This window comes from Streptomyces sp. B6B3, from assembly GCF_039871525.1.
Taxonomy (GTDB): domain Bacteria; phylum Actinomycetota; class Actinomycetes; order Streptomycetales; family Streptomycetaceae; genus Streptomyces.
Map to the genome: position 1 here is coordinate 436870 of NZ_JBDPLU010000002.1, position 16378 is coordinate 453247.

Annotated in this window: 16 protein-coding genes; 10 read left to right on the forward strand and 6 right to left on the reverse strand. The window is 75.2% G+C overall.

The features are described 5' to 3' along the window. Window positions 1–10: 10 nt before the first annotated feature. The 4 genes from ABGB06_RS06205 to ABGB06_RS06220 all read right to left on the reverse strand — a co-directional run bounded on the left by ABGB06_RS06205 (window position 11) and on the right by ABGB06_RS06220 (window position 3710). Complete coding sequence (locus tag ABGB06_RS06205) at window positions 11–985, reverse strand: NAD-dependent epimerase/dehydratase family protein (RefSeq protein WP_347586049.1); 975 nt, start codon at window positions 983–985, stop codon at window positions 11–13. A gap of 249 nt (window positions 986–1234) precedes the next feature. Then, window positions 1235–1390 carry a hypothetical protein gene (locus ABGB06_RS06210; protein ID WP_347586051.1) on the reverse strand — a complete coding sequence of 52 codons (156 nt, stop codon included), beginning with the start codon at window positions 1388–1390 and terminating at the stop codon, window positions 1235–1237. Window positions 1391–1569: 179 nt separating this feature from the next. Then, entirely contained in the window at window positions 1570–2829 is a 1260-nt protein-coding gene (locus ABGB06_RS06215) for a DUF3152 domain-containing protein (protein ID WP_347586053.1), read from the reverse strand. A gap of 8 nt (window positions 2830–2837) precedes the next feature. Then, window positions 2838–3710 carry an alpha/beta hydrolase gene (locus ABGB06_RS06220; RefSeq protein ID WP_347586579.1) on the reverse strand — a complete coding sequence of 291 codons (873 nt, stop codon included), beginning with the start codon at window positions 3708–3710 and terminating at the stop codon, window positions 2838–2840. Between the two features lie 302 nt (window positions 3711–4012). Here ABGB06_RS06220 and ABGB06_RS06225 point away from each other — a divergent pair, with 302 nt between their 5' ends. The 7 genes from ABGB06_RS06225 (at window position 4013) to ABGB06_RS06255 (ending at window position 9316) form a co-directional block, all read left to right on the forward strand. Continuing rightward, window positions 4013–4261: a hypothetical protein gene (locus tag ABGB06_RS06225; RefSeq protein WP_347586055.1), complete on the forward strand. Its 249-nt coding sequence runs from the start codon at window positions 4013–4015 to the stop codon at window positions 4259–4261. A gap of 187 nt (window positions 4262–4448) precedes the next feature. After that, window positions 4449–5078: a TetR/AcrR family transcriptional regulator gene (locus ABGB06_RS06230; protein WP_347586057.1), complete on the forward strand. Its 630-nt coding sequence runs from the start codon at window positions 4449–4451 to the stop codon at window positions 5076–5078. A 132-nt stretch (window positions 5079–5210) separates the two neighbouring features. Further along, complete coding sequence (locus ABGB06_RS06235; protein WP_347586059.1) at window positions 5211–5438, forward strand: DUF3107 domain-containing protein; 228 nt, start codon at window positions 5211–5213, stop codon at window positions 5436–5438. A 19-nt stretch (window positions 5439–5457) separates the two neighbouring features. Then, entirely contained in the window at window positions 5458–7155 is a 1698-nt protein-coding gene (locus ABGB06_RS06240; protein ID WP_347586061.1) for an EamA family transporter, read from the forward strand. A gap of 5 nt (window positions 7156–7160) precedes the next feature. After that, window positions 7161–7679 (forward strand): suppressor of fused domain protein, encoded by a 519-nt coding sequence (locus tag ABGB06_RS06245; protein ID WP_347586581.1) that lies wholly within the window; start codon window positions 7161–7163, stop codon window positions 7677–7679. Window positions 7680–7722: 43 nt separating this feature from the next. Further along, entirely contained in the window at window positions 7723–8361 is a 639-nt protein-coding gene (locus ABGB06_RS06250; protein WP_347586063.1) for a DUF6758 family protein, read from the forward strand. Window positions 8362–8470: 109 nt separating this feature from the next. Next, window positions 8471–9316 carry a PHP domain-containing protein gene (locus ABGB06_RS06255; protein ID WP_347586064.1) on the forward strand — a complete coding sequence of 282 codons (846 nt, stop codon included), beginning with the start codon at window positions 8471–8473 and terminating at the stop codon, window positions 9314–9316. On the opposite strand, the gene ABGB06_RS06260 is transcribed toward ABGB06_RS06255, so the two are convergent. Continuing rightward, a complete protein-coding gene (locus tag ABGB06_RS06260; RefSeq protein WP_347586066.1) occupies window positions 9306–10217 on the reverse strand; it encodes an alpha/beta fold hydrolase in 912 nt (303 codons plus the stop codon). The genes ABGB06_RS06255 and ABGB06_RS06260 overlap by 11 nt on opposite strands. A 128-nt stretch (window positions 10218–10345) precedes the next feature. On the opposite strand from ABGB06_RS06260, the gene ABGB06_RS06265 reads away from it, so the two are divergent. Continuing rightward, complete coding sequence (locus ABGB06_RS06265; protein WP_347586068.1) at window positions 10346–12163, forward strand: 5'-nucleotidase C-terminal domain-containing protein; 1818 nt, start codon at window positions 10346–10348, stop codon at window positions 12161–12163. Window positions 12164–12340: 177 nt separating this feature from the next. Here the strand turns inward: ABGB06_RS06265 and ABGB06_RS06270 are convergent, their stop codons facing one another. Beyond that, window positions 12341–13912, reverse strand: a complete 1572-nt coding sequence (locus ABGB06_RS06270; RefSeq protein ID WP_347586070.1) for a DEAD/DEAH box helicase — start codon at window positions 13910–13912, stop codon at window positions 12341–12343. Between the two features lie 524 nt (window positions 13913–14436). Between ABGB06_RS06270 and ABGB06_RS06275 the strand changes: the two genes are divergently transcribed. Together ABGB06_RS06275 and ABGB06_RS06280 are read left to right on the forward strand one after the other, a co-directional pair. Next, window positions 14437–15210, forward strand: a complete 774-nt coding sequence (locus tag ABGB06_RS06275) for a ferritin-like fold-containing protein (RefSeq protein WP_347586071.1) — start codon at window positions 14437–14439, stop codon at window positions 15208–15210. Between the two features lie 631 nt (window positions 15211–15841). Continuing rightward, window positions 15842–16375: a hypothetical protein gene (locus tag ABGB06_RS06280; protein WP_347586073.1), complete on the forward strand. Its 534-nt coding sequence runs from the start codon at window positions 15842–15844 to the stop codon at window positions 16373–16375. Window positions 16376–16378: the final 3 nt, after the last annotated feature.

Below are 16378 nucleotides of genomic sequence, written 5' to 3' on the forward strand. Positions count from 1 at the left end.
GGCCCGCCGGTCACATCCGGCACGCCGCCTCCATCCAGATGTCGGCCAGCGACTCCTCCAGGCCGATCCTGGCACGCCAGCCCAGCCGGTCCCGGGCGGTGCGCACGTCGGCCTGCTGCCAGGCACCGCAGCCGTCCGGATACGGATGGGAGGGCGCCGCGGCGGGCACCGGCTGCGGGACGACGGCCGTCGAGCCGCCGCCGGCCGGCTGGGCCGGCACCCCGGGAGGCGGCCCCTCCAGTTCCAGCAACGTCCCGCCGTATCCGGAGATACGGGCCAGCGTCAGCGCCGCGTCGCGCAGCCGGACGGCGTGCCCGGAGCCGATGTTGATCACTCCCTGGGCCGCGGAGAGCGTCGCGGCGTGCACCGCCCGGGAGACGTCCCTGACGTCGACGAAGTCCCGGTGCACGGCCAGCCCGCCGAGCTTCAACTCGCTGTCCTCGTGCTGCATGGCGCGGCGCAGCGCGTCCGCCAGCCGGCCGAGCGGCGAGCCCGCCGGGGTGGCCGGGCCGGTCGGCGAGAACACCCTGAGCACGATCGCGTCCAGTCCGGAGCCCAGCACCAGCTCGGTGGCGGCCAGCTTGCTGACGCCGTAGGGCCCGCCGGGACGGGCGATGGCGTCCTCCGCGATCGAGGAGCCGTTGGCCGACGGACCGTACTCCGCGGCGCAGCCGATATGTACCAGTCGAGCCCGACATCGGCTGCGCCGGAGGGACTCGCAGAGGGTCGCGGTGGCGACGGTGTTGTGCCGGGTCAGCTCGCTGGCCGTGCCGCGGATGGCGCCGGCGCAGTTGATGACGACCCCGGGGTGCACCGCGTCCAGGAAGCGGGTGAGGGCGCCCGGACTGCCGGTGGACAGGTCGAAGCGGACGTCGGCGTCGTCGCCGCGGCCCAGGGCGGTGAGCTGGACGGCGGGGTCGGCGAGCAGCCGGTCGGCGACGAACCGGCCCAGGTACCCGGCCGCGCCCAGAAGCAGCACTCTCATCGGATGCCCTTCCGCGCTGCGGCCGAGGAACCGGGGTGTGGTGGGGTCATCAGACGTCGGGGCGGGCGCCGCGGCCGGCACGGCCGAGACGAGCCCCTCCCTCCTTCCGTGCGGTGTGTGTCGTGGGATGGGACGGTGCGGGGGTGACAGTGCGGGTGTGACGGTGGGGGCGGGGTGGCGGTTCGGCTGGTGGGGGCCCACGGGGGGTGGGGGCGCGGGCGGGACCGGCGCGCCGGCCGGTCGTCCCTCTCACTCGGCGACGACCGGCGCGGGTAACCCGGAGAGCCCGGTAATGGCGAAACGGTCCGCCTGCCGGCGGGTGCCCCCGTCGGGCACCCGTGCCCCGGACGGTCGCTGGCCGTGGGCGTACGGGTAGCCACCCTCGGTGAGCAGTGCCACACGCACGGACGCACCCCCTGATCTCCCTGCGGAACCACGGACGACAAAGAACTTCAGCGGAAAGACGGTATGTCTACATGTGCCGTGTGCGACCAGGAGTCATCCCGCACACCACCAGAAGGGGTGAACATTCGTGACTTTGAGCGGTGTCCCGTCGTTAAGGCGCGGTGCGGCGCCGCCGCGGGTCAGTTCTCCGGGTGCGGCCAGGGGTTGGGCTCGCAGGTGTGTCCCTCCGTGGCGAGGAACTTCGTCTGCTGCATCATCACCGGGGCGAGCGCGCCGTTCGCCGGGCAGAGCGCGTGCCCGTAGCCCAGCCGGTGCCCGACCTCGTGGTTCACCAGCATCTGCCGGTAGCCGGCGATGTCGTCGCCGTAGGTCTCCGAGCCCTGCGCCCAGCGCCAGGCGTTGATCATCACCCGTTCGGTGAACGAGGAGTTGCAGGAGACGTTGTCCTCGCGCACGTCGAGCCCCGACATGTCGCACCACTCCGCGGTGGTGCCCGGGCTGGCGAGGGTGACCACGAAGTCGTAGTCGCCGGTGGAGACCCGGGCGAAGCTGCGCTCGCCGTCGCTCCCCCAACTGCGGTCGTCGTTCAGCGTGCGCTGCACCGCCTCGGCGAAGAACTCCGGGTCCACCCCGAGTCCCTCCTCGACGTCCACCCGGTAGCGCACGACGGTGGTGGCGTCCGGATCCGGCGCCGGATCGCTGCCGCCGACCGGCACCAGCTCCCCGGATCCGGCGAGGTCGGGCGCCATCTCGAACGGCGTGTCGAGCAGTTCCTGGTACGTCGGCTCCGCGGGCGGCGGCTCCTCGCGGCCCAGGTCGGTGCCGGTGCCGTCACCGCCCTCGCCGGCGTCCGGGCCCCGGCCGCCGGCGCCGTCAGGACCGTCGGCGCCGTCCAGGCCCGCCAGCTCGTTCAGCTCCGCCTGGCTCTCCGCGTCCTCGTCGGGCAGCGCGATCTGCACCGCGACCACCACGGCGAGCACCGTCACCACGGCGGCGGAGGCGACGCCGGTCAGGGTGCGGCCCCAGCCGCCCCGCTCGCCGGCCTCCCGCCGCTCCCGCCGGCTCTTCTTCGGGGCGCGGCGCTTACCGCCACGCGACCGGCCGCGCGGCTGCGCCGCCGGCTCGTCGGCGTCAGGCCCCGCCGCGGACCCGGCGGACCCGGCGACCACCGGGTGCTGGCCGGTCGACGCCCCGCCGCCGGCCCTCGCCGAACCCGCGTTCGCGTACTGGTGCCCGGCCGGACGCGGATCCCGCACCACCCGCTGCGGGCCCGTGCCGGCCGCGGGCCGCGGCTCGGACACCCGCCCGAAGTTCTGGTCGTCGAACGCGTCGACGTACTCCTGCCGCGGGCCGGGGACCCGGCCGGAGCCCATCGGGCCGCGGAGTCCCGCCGACTGCTGCCGCGGGTGGCGCTGGTCGGTCGCGTCCTGGTGTGTCATCCGGCCCCTCAGTCGTCGCTGCTCGGACCGGTGTGCGCCGCGACGTCGGAGAGCAACTCCCTGACCCCGCGGGCTACCAACTCGGGAAACTCCATCATGGCCACGTGCCCGGCCTCCGGCAGCACCAGCAGCCGGGACTGGCCGAACGTCCGCCCCGCGCGGTTCGCCATCCGGAAGGACACCAGCCGGTCGCGCACCCCGTACACCAGCAGGGTCGGCGCCAGCACCCGCTCGGCCTGCCGCCACAGCGCGTGCTGCCCGCCCAGGGTGTAGGCGTTGACCAGGCCGCGCGCGGTGCGGCTGAGCGAGTCCCAGAAGTACGGCAGCGTCTCCCGCCGTTCCAGCTCGGCCACCGCGGCGGAGAACTCCTCGGGGGTGATCCGCGCGGGATCGCCGTAGCAGAGCCGCAGCACCTCCCTGGCCCGCTGCTCCGGCGGCCGCTCCCCCATCATCCTGGCCAGCAGCCGGGGCATTCCCGGCGCGCCGAGCAGCGCGGTCGGCAGCGCCGTGCGCTGCACCCGCACCTCGGGCAGCGCGGGCGAGACCAGGGTCACAGAACGCACCAGATCGGGCCGGAGCGCGGCCACCCGGACGACGAGGGCACCGCCCAGCGAGTTGCCGAACAGATGCACGGGGCCGCGCCCGCTCGCCTCCAGGCAGCGGATCACGGCCCTGGTGTGCCCGTACATCGAGTAGTCGCCGCTGTCCGGCGGCGGCGAGGCGCCGAAGCCCGGCAGGTCGAGGGCCTCGCACTCCAGGTCGTCCGAGAGCAGCGCCATCAGCGACGACCAGTTCCGCGAGGAGCCGCCGAGCCCGTGCACCAGGAACGCCGGCTCCAGACCGTCCCGGGTCCCCGGGCGGCGGCGCACCGCGATGGTCATCCCCGGCAGCTGGACCGACCTGATCGTCTCCCCGTCCCGGACGCCGGGCCACCCCTCGGCCGCGGCGAGCGCGGCGTGCAGTCGCTGCTGCTGCGCGGTCGGCTCGGTCGTCGGCATAGCCGCAATATTACGAGCCCGTCACGTGCCTCACACGCACTCCCCTGGGTCTTCGCTGTGTCCGGCGTCACACGCGGGTTCGCCTCAGGCGCGCCTGGCTCCTAGGCTGGGTGTCACCCACCGGGCACCGACCGGTCAGCCACCGGCCAGAACCGGTCATGCACGCCATGCGGAGGTGAGCCGCTGTGACCCAGGACCCAAGCGACCCCGAGACCCTCGACGAGTACCTCGACGACGAGCCGGACGACGCGCGGGACGCCCAGCGCGCCCTTGAGGACCCGGAGACCCCGGAGGCCGACGCCGCGGAACAGCGCCTGGAGCTGCTGCGGCTGCGTGACACGCCGCTGACCGAGCGCGGCACGGACGACGCCGACCCGGCGGACGCCGCCGAACAGGCGCGGACCGTCGATCCCGGGGACGAGGACTACCGGTGATCGGGAGACCGCGGCTGATCACTGGCGGGAAATCCTCCCCGCGGGCAGCGCACTGAACGATTACTCGACCGTACGATGACGGTCACGGCGTATCCGCCACACCACGAAGAGCACCGGCGCGAGCGACTCGCGCCACCCCGCGCGAGCACCACCCAACGCGCTGGACGAACCCACCCCGGGAGGCGGCGTGACAGCCACCGAGCAGACCCAGGCACGCCCGCGCGGCACCCGCCTGCCGCGCCGAGCCCGGCGCAACCAGCTGCTGGGCGCGGCCCAGGAGGTTTTCGTCGCCCAGGGCTACCACGCCGCGGCGATGGACGACATCGCGGACCGCGCGGGCGTCAGCAAGCCCGTGCTCTACCAGCACTTCCCCGGCAAGCTGGAGCTCTACCTCGCGCTGCTCGACCAGCAGTGCGCGGCGCTGGTCCAAGGGGTGCGCGAGGCGCTCGCCTCGACGAGCGACAACAAGCAGCGGATCGCCGCCACCATGGACGCGTACTTCGCCTACGTGGAGGACCAGGGCGGGGCCTTCCGGCTGGTCTTCGAGTCCGACCTGACCAACGAGCCGGCGGTGCGGGAGCGCGTCGACCAGGTGGCGTCGGACTGCGCCAAGCTGGTGAGCCCGCTGATCGCGGAGGACACCGACCTGCCGGAGGACCAGGCGATGCTGCTGGCCGTGAGCCTGTGCGGGATGGCCCAGATCACCGCCCGGCACTGGCTCAGCTCGGGTCGGGAGGTGCCGCGCGCCGTCGCGAAGAACCTCATGGCGTCGCTCGCCTGGCGGGGCATCGCCGGGTTCCCGATGCAGCACGGCTGAGGCCGCCGGGCGGCCGGGGGCGCTGTTCGCGTTCGCTCTCGGCGTTGCGAACGCTTTCCGGGCTGGCCGTGGCCCCGGATAGCCTGTGCACAGTCGGCGGGGCACCGCCATCGAACAGCGGAGGGACAGGCCGTGGAGATCAAGATCGGCGTACAGCACACACCGCGCGAGATCGTTCTCGAGAGCGGGCAGTCCGCCGAGGAGGTGGAGGCGGAGATCTCGAAGGCCCTCACCGGCAACGGGAAGCTGCTCACCCTGGTCGACGAGCGGGGACGCAAGGTGATCGTCCCGGCCGACCGGGTGGCGTATGTGGAGATCGGCGAGCAGGCCCACCGGAGGGTCGGCTTCGGGGCTCTGTGAGGACGCCCCTGGCGACCCCGTGAGCGCGGGGCGCTCCCGCGCCGCCGCGCCGCGGCCGGCCGGGCCCGGCACCGCGACCGCGGCGGCCGGACCGGCCGCCCATCCGCGTGTCGACGTGCTGCTGCTGGCGGTCGGCATCGCCGGGATCTCCCTCTCCGGACCGCTGGTCGCGGTCACCGCGGCGCCGGCCCTGGCCATCGCCTTCTGGCGCAACGCGCTCGCCGCCGCGGCGCTCCTTCCCGTCGCGGCCACCCGCGGTGAGCTTGCCGCTCTCCTCCGCGGAGCGCCTCCGGCGGCCCCCACCGACGACGCCGCATCCGGCCTGACCGCCGGCACCACCGACGACAGGACGACCGGTCCCGCCGGAAGCACCTCTGACGGAACCCCAGCCGGCCCACCGGCTGCCATCCCCGCTGACACCACCTCCGACGCCACGGCCAGCCCCGCGACCGGCCCGCCGGCCAGCCCTGCGACCGGTGTCAGCAGCGGCACCACGGTCGGCCCTGCCGGCATCGCCACTGACGGCTCGCCGGCCGGTCCCGCGGCGGACACCACCAGCGGCACGACAGCCGACCCGCCGGCCGGCATCAGCGAGGACGCCGATGCCGGTGACCCAGCAGGCGCCACCGACAGCAGAACCCACCTTTTCGGCAAGGCCACTGACGGCACGCCAGCTGGCCCGCCGGCCGGCACCACCGACGACGTCGAAGCCGGTCCCGCGACGGGCACCGCCAGCGGCACGGCGGCCGGCCCGCCGGCCAACACCACCGACCGCACCACGGCCGGCACGGCGGCCGACACCATCGACCGCACGACGACCGGCCCCGCGGACTCGATCACTGACGGCACGACAGCCGGCCCACCGGACAGCACCGCTGGCCGCGCCGTGGCCGGCACCACCAGCGACACGACGACCGGCCCCGCCGACGGCACGACAGCCAGTTCCTCGGTCACAGCCGGTGGCCCGGCCGGCCTGGCCAACCGGGCCGCGGGCGGCCTCGGCGCCGGTGGTGGGCCGGGCGCACGGGGAATCCGACCGGTAAGGTCGTCCGCGGTGGCCGGTGGGGCGCTTGCTCTGCATTTCGGGCTCTGGTTGCCCAGCATCGGACTCACCTCGGTGGCGTCCTCGATCGCCCTGGTCAGCACCACGCCCGTGTGGACCACGATCCTGCTGCGGCTGCGGGGGCACCGGCCGGCCGCCCGGGTGTGGGGCGGCGGGCTGGTCGCGTTCACCGGCGTGCTGCTGCTGTCGGGGGTCGATCTGGCCGTGTCCGGGCGCGCCCTGGCCGGCGACGCGCTGGCGCTCGCCGGGGGCATGGCCATGGCGGTGTACGTGCTGGCCGGGGCGGAGGCGCGGCGCACGCTCAGCACCACCTCGTACACCCTGGTGTGCTACAGCACCGCCTCCGTCGGGCTGCTCGCGGCCTGTCTGGTCGGCGGTGTCTCGCTGGGCGCCGGCTACAGCGCGGAGACCTGGCTGAAGCTGCTCATGCTGACCGTGGCCTCCCAGTTCCTCGGCCATTCGCTGCTCAACCGCGTGGTGCGCGGCCTCGGCCCGTCGATCGTCGCCACCAGCGTGCTGCTGGAGACCCCGGGCGCCGCGCTGCTCGCCGCGGTCTGGCTGGGCCAGCTGCCGCCGCCCGCCGCGTATCCCGCGCTGGTGCTCATCCTGCTGGGCCTCGTCCTGGTGGTCCGCGGCGAACGGGGCGCGCGGTGAGCGCCGTGCCCCCGGCGGCGGGGTGGGAGAGGTTGCGCGCGGCGCTCGGCGAGCCCGACGCGCGGGCCGGCGTCACCTTCCTCGGCGCGGCGCGGATCGAGGTGCTGCGCTTCCGCGATCCGGCGGACGGCGGGCTGGTGCGCTACGCCACGCTGGGCGCCGACCCGGAGGCCGAGCTGCTGCTCACCCTGCGAGCGGGCCGGGCCGACACCGACGGCGTGCTCCGGGCGCTGGCGGTGGTCGCCGCGTCGCCGCAGGTGGAGGGCGTGACGCTGGCGCCGGGCGCCGCCCTGGACCTCGGCGAGCCGCTGTGGCCGGGCGCGCCGTTCAGCGCCGTGCTGGTGGACCGGCCGACCGACGCCGGGACGCCGTGGCTGCTCCCGCTGCTGCCGCTGACCCCGGCGGAGGCCGCCTGGCGGAGGGCCCGCGGCACCGACGCGCTGCGCGATCTGTGGCGGCTACACGGAACGGATCTCCGCGACCCGACCAGGGGCTCGGTGCGGCTGACGCCTCTGGGCGGGTGACAGTCCTTGACGTACCGGCGGCGCGCGGGGACCGTTGATGCACATGAGGGGCGAACCCAGCTGCCCGAAGTGCGGGGGACGGGTGCGGGCGCCCGGACTCTTCGCGGACTCCTGGCAGTGCGCCGTCCACGGCGCCGTCCACCCGATGCAGCCCGTGGTGCCGCCCAGCGCGGAGGCGCTCACGGTCGTGGTCAACCGCACCCAGGTGCCGGTCTGGATGCCGTGGCCGCTGCCCGTGGGCTGGCTGTTCACCGGCGTCGCCTGCGCGGGCGACGAGCGCACCGGCGGCCGGGCGACGGCCGTGGCCTGTTCGGGCCCGAGCCCGCTGGGCGGTCCCGGCGAGCTGCTGCTGATCGCCGAGGAGCTGGGCGTGGGCCTCGGCGCGCGTTACGCGGGCATCGAGGGACCCGACCCGGGGCCGGGGCTGCGGGTGGACCAGCCGCCGCAGGTCAAGGTGCTGGCGGCGGGCCGGCCCACCCCGCTGTGGCAGGTCAACGACGTGCCCAGCGACCGCGCGGTGTTCGCCGGCGAGGCGATGGGGCTGTGGCTGTGGGCCGTGGTCTGGCCGGAGCGCTGCGGCGTGCTGCTCTACGACGAGCTCGTGCTCACCGACCTGCGGGACGCGGGCTCGGAGGTCGACCTGGTGCCCTGCGGCGCGCTGTCGCCGCGCATCCTCTCCTGAGCCGCCCCGGCCGCCCCGGCCGAGCCGAGACCGGCCGTCACGGGGAGTTGACGCACCGATATCCTTGGGCTTCGCGGCCCACCCCCCTCGCCTCGTCAGGAGCGCCCCCGTGCGAATCGACCTGCACACCCACTCCACCGCCTCCGACGGTTCGGACACCCCGACCGAGCTGATCCGCAACGCGGCCGCCGCGGGGCTCGACGTGCTGGGGTTGACCGACCATGACACGGTCGGGGGACACGCCGAGGCCGCCGCCGAGTTGCCCGCCGGGATGACCCTGGTCACCGGCACGGAGTTCTCCTGCCGGCTGGACGGCGTCAGCATCCACATGCTCGGCTACCTCTTCGACCCCGAGGAGCCCCGGCTGGCCGCCCAGCGCGAGCTGCTGCGCGACGACCGGGTGCCCCGGGCCAAGGCGATCATCGACAAGCTGCGGGCCCTGGACGTGCCGGTCACCTGGGAGCAGGTCAGCCGCCTGGCGGGGGACGGCGCGGTGGGCCGCCCGCACATCGCGGCCGCCATGGTGGAGACCGGGGTCGTCGGAAGCGTCGCCGACGCCTTCACGCTGGAGTGGATCGCCGACGGCGGGCGCGCCCACGTGGACAAGCACGAGCTGGACGGCTACAAGGCGGTGCGGATGATCCACGACGCCGGCGGCGTGGCGATCTTCGCCCACCCGCTGGCGGTGCTCCGCGGCCAGGTGGTGTCCGACAGCTCGATCGTGAAGCTGGCCGAGGCGGGCCTCGACGGCGTGGAGATCGACCACTACGACCACGACGACGCCAACCGCGCCAAGCTGCGCGGCCTGGCGGCCGATCTGGGCCTGATCGTCACGGGAGCCAGCGACTACCACGGTGACGTGAAGGAGGTCCGGCTCGGCAACGACCTCACCTCCCCCGAGCAGTACGCCAGGATCGTCGATCAGGCGAAGGGCGCCAAGCCGCTCACCGCGTGACCGACCCGGCCTCGGTGGTCTCCGGGGCTTCCGGGGTCTCCGGGGCCTCGGTGGCCGGGCGCAGGCCGGTCCAGAAGTCGGCCAGGGCGGCGGCGGTGGGCAGCGGCTGTTCCGCGTTGGGCGAGTGCTCGGCGCCCTTGATCACCGTCCGGTGCGCGCCCAGCCGCCGCGCCATCCGGTCCTGCTGCGGCAGCGGCCAGGCGCCGTCGCGCTCCCCCGACAGCACGTGCACCGGCAGCCCGGCGTCGGCCAACCAGGCCACCCGGTCCGGCTCGTGGCGCAGCGTCCGCCCGGTGACCAGCACCTGCGCCGGCTCGTTGGCCAGCCAGCGCCGGCGCAGGAACGTCCCGGTGATGCCGGGGTCGCGCACCGGGTGCCACAGCCGCCACATCGCGCGGGGCCCGAGCACCGGCAGCCCGGCGACCAGGGCCCGCACCCGCCAGCGCGACCCGCGGGCGATCCGGCCGGGTCCCGAGCCGATCAGGGTGAGCGACGCGAACGGCGTCCGCCGCCGGGCCGTGGCCCGGAGCACCGCGCCGCGGGCGATCAGGCCGCCCAGCGAGTGCCCCACCAGGTGCAGCGGCCCGCCGGGGGGCAGCGCCTCGGCCTGGGCCAGCACGTCCTCGGCGAGCTCGCCGAGCCGGTAGGCGTGCCGCCCGCCGCCGCGCGGCGACTGGTACTGCCCGCGACCGTCCACCGCCACCGCGCGGAAGCCCGCGTCGGCCAGCGGCTCCAGCAGCGCGATGAAGTCCTCCTTGCTGCCGGTGTATCCGGGCACCAGCAGCGCGGTCCCGACCGGCCCGCGGGGCTCGGCGTCCAGCACGGCGAACGACCCGCGCCGGGTCCGCAGCGCGTAGGCGCGCACCCCGGGCGGCGGGTCGAGGAAGGGCGGTCTGCTCACGACTGTGAGCGTATCGGCACCGGGTTGCGGGGGTTCCGCCCCGGGGCTGTCCCCCGGGGCGCGGGGTGCGCCAGAATCTACGCGCGTTAAGCACCACGGCACCGCCGCCCCACCCGCGAGGAGCTCCCATGTCTCCGCTCGACCGCAGAACGTTCCTTGGCCGAACCGCCGCGACCGGCGCGGGCGCCGCGCTCGCCGGCCCCGCGGGCGTGGCGGGCGCCGCGCCGGCCACCGCGGCCTCCGGCGGCCAGGAGCGGCGCTACGCGTTCACCGTCATGGGCACCACCGACCTGCACGGCCACGTCATGAACTGGGACTACTTCACGGACGCCGAGTTCGACGACGCCGCGCACAACGACGTGGGCCTGGCCAAGCTGTCCACCCTCATCGACCAGGTGCGGGCCGACCGCGGCCGCCGCAACACCGTCCTGATCGACGCGGGCGACACCATCCAGGGCACCCAGCTCGCCTACTACTACGCCAAGATCGACCCGATCACCGGCGGAGGGGCCGGCGACGCCGCCCCGGTGCACCCGATGGCCCTGGCGATGAACGCCATCGGCTACGACGCCGCGGCGCTGGGCAACCACGAGTTCAACTACGGCATCCCGCTGCTGCGCAGGTTCCAGCGGCAGTGCGACTTCCCGCTGCTGGCCGCCAACGCGCTGGACGCCCGCACCGAGCGCCCCGCGTTCCCGCCGTACTGGCTCACCCGGCTGCGCACCCCGCACGGCCCGGACGTGACGCTCGCGGTGCTGGGCCTCACCAACCCCGGCATCGCGATCTGGGACCGCGGCCACGTGGAGGGCGAGATGGTCTTCCCCGGCCTGCGGGAGCAGGCCGCGCGCTGGGTGCCCCGGCTGCGGGCGATGGGCGCCGACGTGGTGGTGGTAGCCGCCCACTCCGGCAGCGACGGGTCCTCCTCGTACGGCGACCAGCTGCCGTACGTCGAGAACGCCGCCGCGCTGGTGGCCGAGCAGGTGCCGGGCATCGACGCGATCCTGGTCGGTCACGCGCACGACGAGATCCCCGAGCTCCGGGTGCGGAACGCGGAGACCGGGCGCGAGGTGGTGCTCTCCGAGCCGCTGATGTGGGGCCAGCGGCTGACCCTGTTCGACATCGAGGTGGAGTGGCGGCGCGGGTCCTGGCACGTCGCCTCGGTCGCGGCCGGCGTGCTGAACTCCAACACGGTGCCGGAGGACCGGCGGATCACCCGCCTCGTCGCGGAGCAGCACGAGCGGGTGGTCGGCTACGTCAACCAGGTCATCGGCACCGCGACCGAGGCGATGTCGGCCGCCGAGGCGCCGTACCGGGACACGTCGATCATCGACCTGATCAACCACGTGCAGGCGGAGACGGTGGGCGCGGCGCTGGCCGGCGGCGAGTACGCGGACCTGCCGGTGCTGTCGCAGGCGGCGTGCTTCTCCCGCTCGGCCGCCATCCCGGCCGGCGAGGTGACGATCCGGGACGTGGCGGGCCTGTACGTCTACGAGAACACGCTGGAGGCGCGGCTGATCACCGGCGCCCAGCTGCGGGACTACCTGGAGTTCTCCGCGCGCTACTTCGTCCGCACCCCGGCCGGCGGCGAGGTGGACCCGGCGGACCTGACCAACGCCGACGGCATCCCCGACTACAACTACGACGTGGTCGGCGGCGTGGCGTACGAGATCGACATCGCGAGGGAGGCCGGCTCACGGATCACCGGGCTGAGCTTCCGGGGCGAGCCGGTCGCCGACGACGCGGAGTTCGTGCTCGCGGTGAACAACTACCGGGCGAACGGCGGGGGCAACTTCCCGCATGTCGCGGCGGCCGAACAGCTCTGGGCGAACTCGGACGAGATCCGCAACACGATCGTCGGCTGGGTCCAGGACCGGGGCCAGATCGACCCCGCCGACTTCGCCGGCACGGACTGGCTGCTCACCCGCGAGGGCACGCCCGTCCTCTGACCCGGGCCGGTGCGGGCGGGCGCGAGAGACGAGCGGCTGGCCGCGGCCGGGCCCGGAGGGCGACGCGCCGGCCGGGCGGCAGCCGCGGCCGAGGCCCGCGTGCACATGAGCGGACGCCGTCGCGCCTGGTGGGCGGGGCGGCGTCCGGTCGTCGCGTCGTCGGGCCTCAGGCCCTTGTCATTCCGCCGGGCGGTTCTGCTGCCCGCCGCCGCTGGGGCGGCGGCGCCGCCGGCGACGGGGACGGGACGTGGGCGTCGCCGGCTCGGACGCGGCGGGCTCGGCCGCCGCCCCTTCGACGACGGCCGGTGCCTCGGCCACGGCCTCCGCCGCGGCGGCGGACGCGGAGAGCGTCACCCCGCCCCGGGTGCGGCGCCGCTGGCGCGGCGTGCGGGAGCGGCGCTCGCGCTCGCCCTCGCCGCCGGAACCGCCGCCGGTGCCGCTCGTCGCGCCGGAGCCACCGGAGCCACCGGAGCCACCGGAGCCCGAACCACCGCCGGTGCCGCCGGTCCGGCCGGAGCTCCGGCCGCCGGTGCCCCGGCCGCGCTGCCGCCGGCTGTCCCGGCCGCCCAGGTCCTCGACCTCCTCGGCGTCCAACCCGGCCCTGGTGCGCTCCGCCCGCGGCAGCACGCCCTTCGTGCCCTGCGGGATGCCGAGCGCCTCGTACAGGTGCGGGGACGTGGAGTACGTCTCCGGCGGGTCGGGGAGCCCCAGGTCCAGGGCCTTGTTGATCAGCTGCCAGCGCGGGATCTCGTCCCAGTCCACCAGCGTGACCGCCGTGCCGGCCGCGCCGGCCCGGCCCGTGCGGCCGATGCGGTGGAGGTAGGTCTTCTCGTCATCGGGCGTCTGGTAGTTGATCACGTGGGTGACGCCGTCCACGTCGATGCCGCGCGCGGCGACGTCGGTGCAGACCAGGACGTCCACCTTGCCCTTGCGGAAGGCGCGCAGCGCCTGTTCCCGAGCGCCCTGACCGAGATCGCCGTGCACCGCCGCCGCGGCGAAGCCGCGCCTGGTCAGCTGCTCGGCGACGTCGGCCGCGGTCCGCTTGGTGCGGCAGAACACCATGGCGAGGCCGCGCCCGTCGGCCTGCAGGATCCGGGACACCAGCTCCTGCTTGTCGAGCGAGTGGGCGCGGAAGACGTGCTGTGTGGTGTTCGCCACGGTCGCGCCCGTGTCGTCCGGCTCGGCGGCGCGGATGTGGGTGGGCTGGTTCATGTAGCGCCGGGCGAGGGAGATCACCTGGCCCGGCATGGTCGCGGAGAACAGCATCGTCTGCCGCCGGATCGGCAGCATCTCGATGATCTTCTCCACGTCGGGCAGGAAGCCGAGGTCGAGCATCTCGTCGGCCTCGTCCAGCACCAGGCAGCGCACCTGCGACAGGCGCAGCTTGCGCTGGCCCGCCAGGTCGAGCAGCCGGCCCGGCGTGCCGACGACGACGTCCACGCCCTTGGCCAGCGCCTCGACCTGCGGCTCGTAGGCCCGGCCGCCGTAGATGGAGACCACCCGGACGTTACGCGCCTTGCCGGCGGTCAGCAGGTCGTTGGTGACCTGCTGGCACAGCTCGCGGGTGGGGACGACGACGAGCGCCTGGGGCGCGTCGGTCAGCTCCTCGGGGGTGGACCGGCCCGCCTCGACGTCGGCGGGAACCGTGACGGCCTCCAGCAGCGGCAGGCCGAACCCGAGGGTCTTGCCCGTGCCGGTCTTCGCCTGACCGATGACGTCGCTGCCGGCGAGCGCGACGGGCAGGGTCATCTCCTGAATGGGGAACGGGGTGATGATGCCGACGGCCTCGAGGGCCTCGGCGGTCTCGGCCAGGATCCCGAGATCACGGAAGGTGGTGGTGGTTGCGGACAGCGTTTTGCCTCTTCTGTGTGACGCGGCACGCGGCGGCGAGGCGGGTCTTGCGTACCGCGCCGGTCGGTGACGCCCACAGGGGGCTGTCCGGCGCGGGACCCGGTCGTCTCGCTCAAGCGCACGCACCGCGCGAGCGGGTCCCTCGTTGCGGCGGCTCGTGCGGGGTGCACGGACCACGCGGAGGGCTGGTCAGGTCGGAGCCGATCGGGCCACCGACCGGGCATCCGCAGGTCCTGGCTCCCCGTGACGTACGGGTCCAGGGGACTCCAGCTTGGGAATCGGGCCCACCTCAGCGGGCTTATATCACTCTACCCCGGATCCACGCACATGTGTCAGGCTGTGTATCAGGTCACGTTTGAGAATCCCGGGGACGGTTCCCTCGTTCGCCGCGAACGTGCTGCTGGGGGCTATTCTGCTGAGCCATGGAGACGTCCGACACCCCAGCGCCAGAGAGCTCTCCCGCCGAGCCGGAGGCCGACGCCGCCCCGGACGCCGAGGCGAAGGACATCGCCACGCAGGACTGGGTGGAGGCGAGCGCGGACGCGCGATACCGGGCCGCGGTCGTTGACCTGCTGGGCGCGCTGGCCTACGGCGAGCTGGCGGCGTTCGAGCGGCTGGCGGAGGACGCCAAGATGGCGCCGGGGCTGGCCGACAAGGCGGCGCTGGCCCGGATGGCCGCGGCCGAGTTCCAGCACTTCGAACAGCTGACCGAGCGACTGCGGGCGATCGACGAGGATCCGACGGTGGCGATGGAGCCGTTCGCCGCACCGCTGGACGAGTTCCACGCGATGACGGCGCCCTCCGACTGGCTGGAGGGCCTGGTCAAGGCCTACGTCGGCGACGCGATCGCCGCGGACTTCTACCGCGAGGTGGCGGTCCGGCTGGACTCCGACACCCGCGGCCTGGTGCTGCGCGTCCTGGACGACACCGGGCACGGCTCCTTCGCCGTGGAGAAGGTGCGCGCCGCCATCGAGGCCGACCCGCGGGCCGGCGGCCGGCTGGCGCTCTGGGCCCGGCGGCTGATGGGCGAGGCACTGGCCCAGGCGCAGCGCGTGGTGGCCGATCGCGACGCGCTCTCCACGATGCTGGTGGGCGGCGTCGCGGCGGGCTTCGACCTCGCGGAGATCGGCCGGATGTTCTCCCGCATCACCGAGGCCCACACCCGCCGCATGTCCGCCCTCGGCCTCTCGGCGTAGCCCCTTCCCCGGGCGTCCCGAAGCGTCGGGGAGCAGGACACCGCCTGTCCTGGCAGCCGCGGGGTGCCCCGCCACCCCGGCCCGCGGCCCGGGAGGCCCGCGCCGCGTCGCAGACGCCCGACGACGCCCTCCGGGCCGGTACAGGCGGCCTCCGCCCGACGGTCCGGTGGGCCGAGGTGCCCGGGGGCACCGCGTCCTCGTCGGCCGTGACGGCTCCCTGTCTCGTCCACCCCCTCCGGCGCTGCCCGGAAGGAGCGGAAGCACCACAGGACCGGGGCCCGTGGGGCGAGGGCCTGCGGACCCGGCACGATCCTGAGGCATCCGCCCGGGCCGCCCCGCGCCCGGCGGCCCGGGCTGGCCGGTGCGCTGGCGGGGCGGCCCGCCCCGGGCAGGCTGCCAGCCCTCGGAGTCCGCCCGCAGGGCCCGGCGGGGAGCCCGCGGACAGGGCAGGGTGGCCGGGTGGCCGCCCGCAGGGCACGGACGCGGGCCGAAGGCACCAACCGGGCCCACGCCCGGCCGCCCCGCCCCGCGCTCGGCGGTCCGGACGGAACCGCCGGACGTTGGGACGGGGTTCGCGGCCGGCAAGGCCGGTGTGGTGGCGGGCGGCCCGGGAAGGGCCTACGCTCCGGGCATGGCGAGTGACGTGCCGAGTGCCCCGCTGATGGACCGGGCGCTGATCGAGGAGTCGGCGAAGAAGTCGGCGCTGGTGTGGGTGCGCGGGCAGCAGGGGTCGCCCCGGGCCCTGTGGCACGTCTGGCACGAGGGCGCGGTCTGTCTGGTCGGTGGCCCCGGCGAGCAGCCGCTCGACGGTCTGGGGCTGGCCGACGGCGGCCGGGCCACCGTCACCTGTCGCAGCAAGGACAAGGGCGGGCGCCTCATCGTGTGGCCGGCCCTGGTGGCCGAGCTGGCGCCCGAAGGCGAGGCGTGGCAGGCGGCCGTCGCGGAGCTGAAGGGCAAGCGGCTCAACGCCCCCGACGCCGAGGAGCTGCCGAGCCGGTGGGCCCGCGCCTGCCGGGTGCTGCGCCTGGAACCGTCGGGCACGGCGCTCCAGCGGCCCGGCGCGATGCCCGCGGAGTCGCACGCGGCGCCGCCGCTGCCGACGGCCGCGAGCACCCGGGTGGACGCCCCCTCGGGGCTGCCGGTGCGGCGCCGCCGCCGCGGCTGAGGC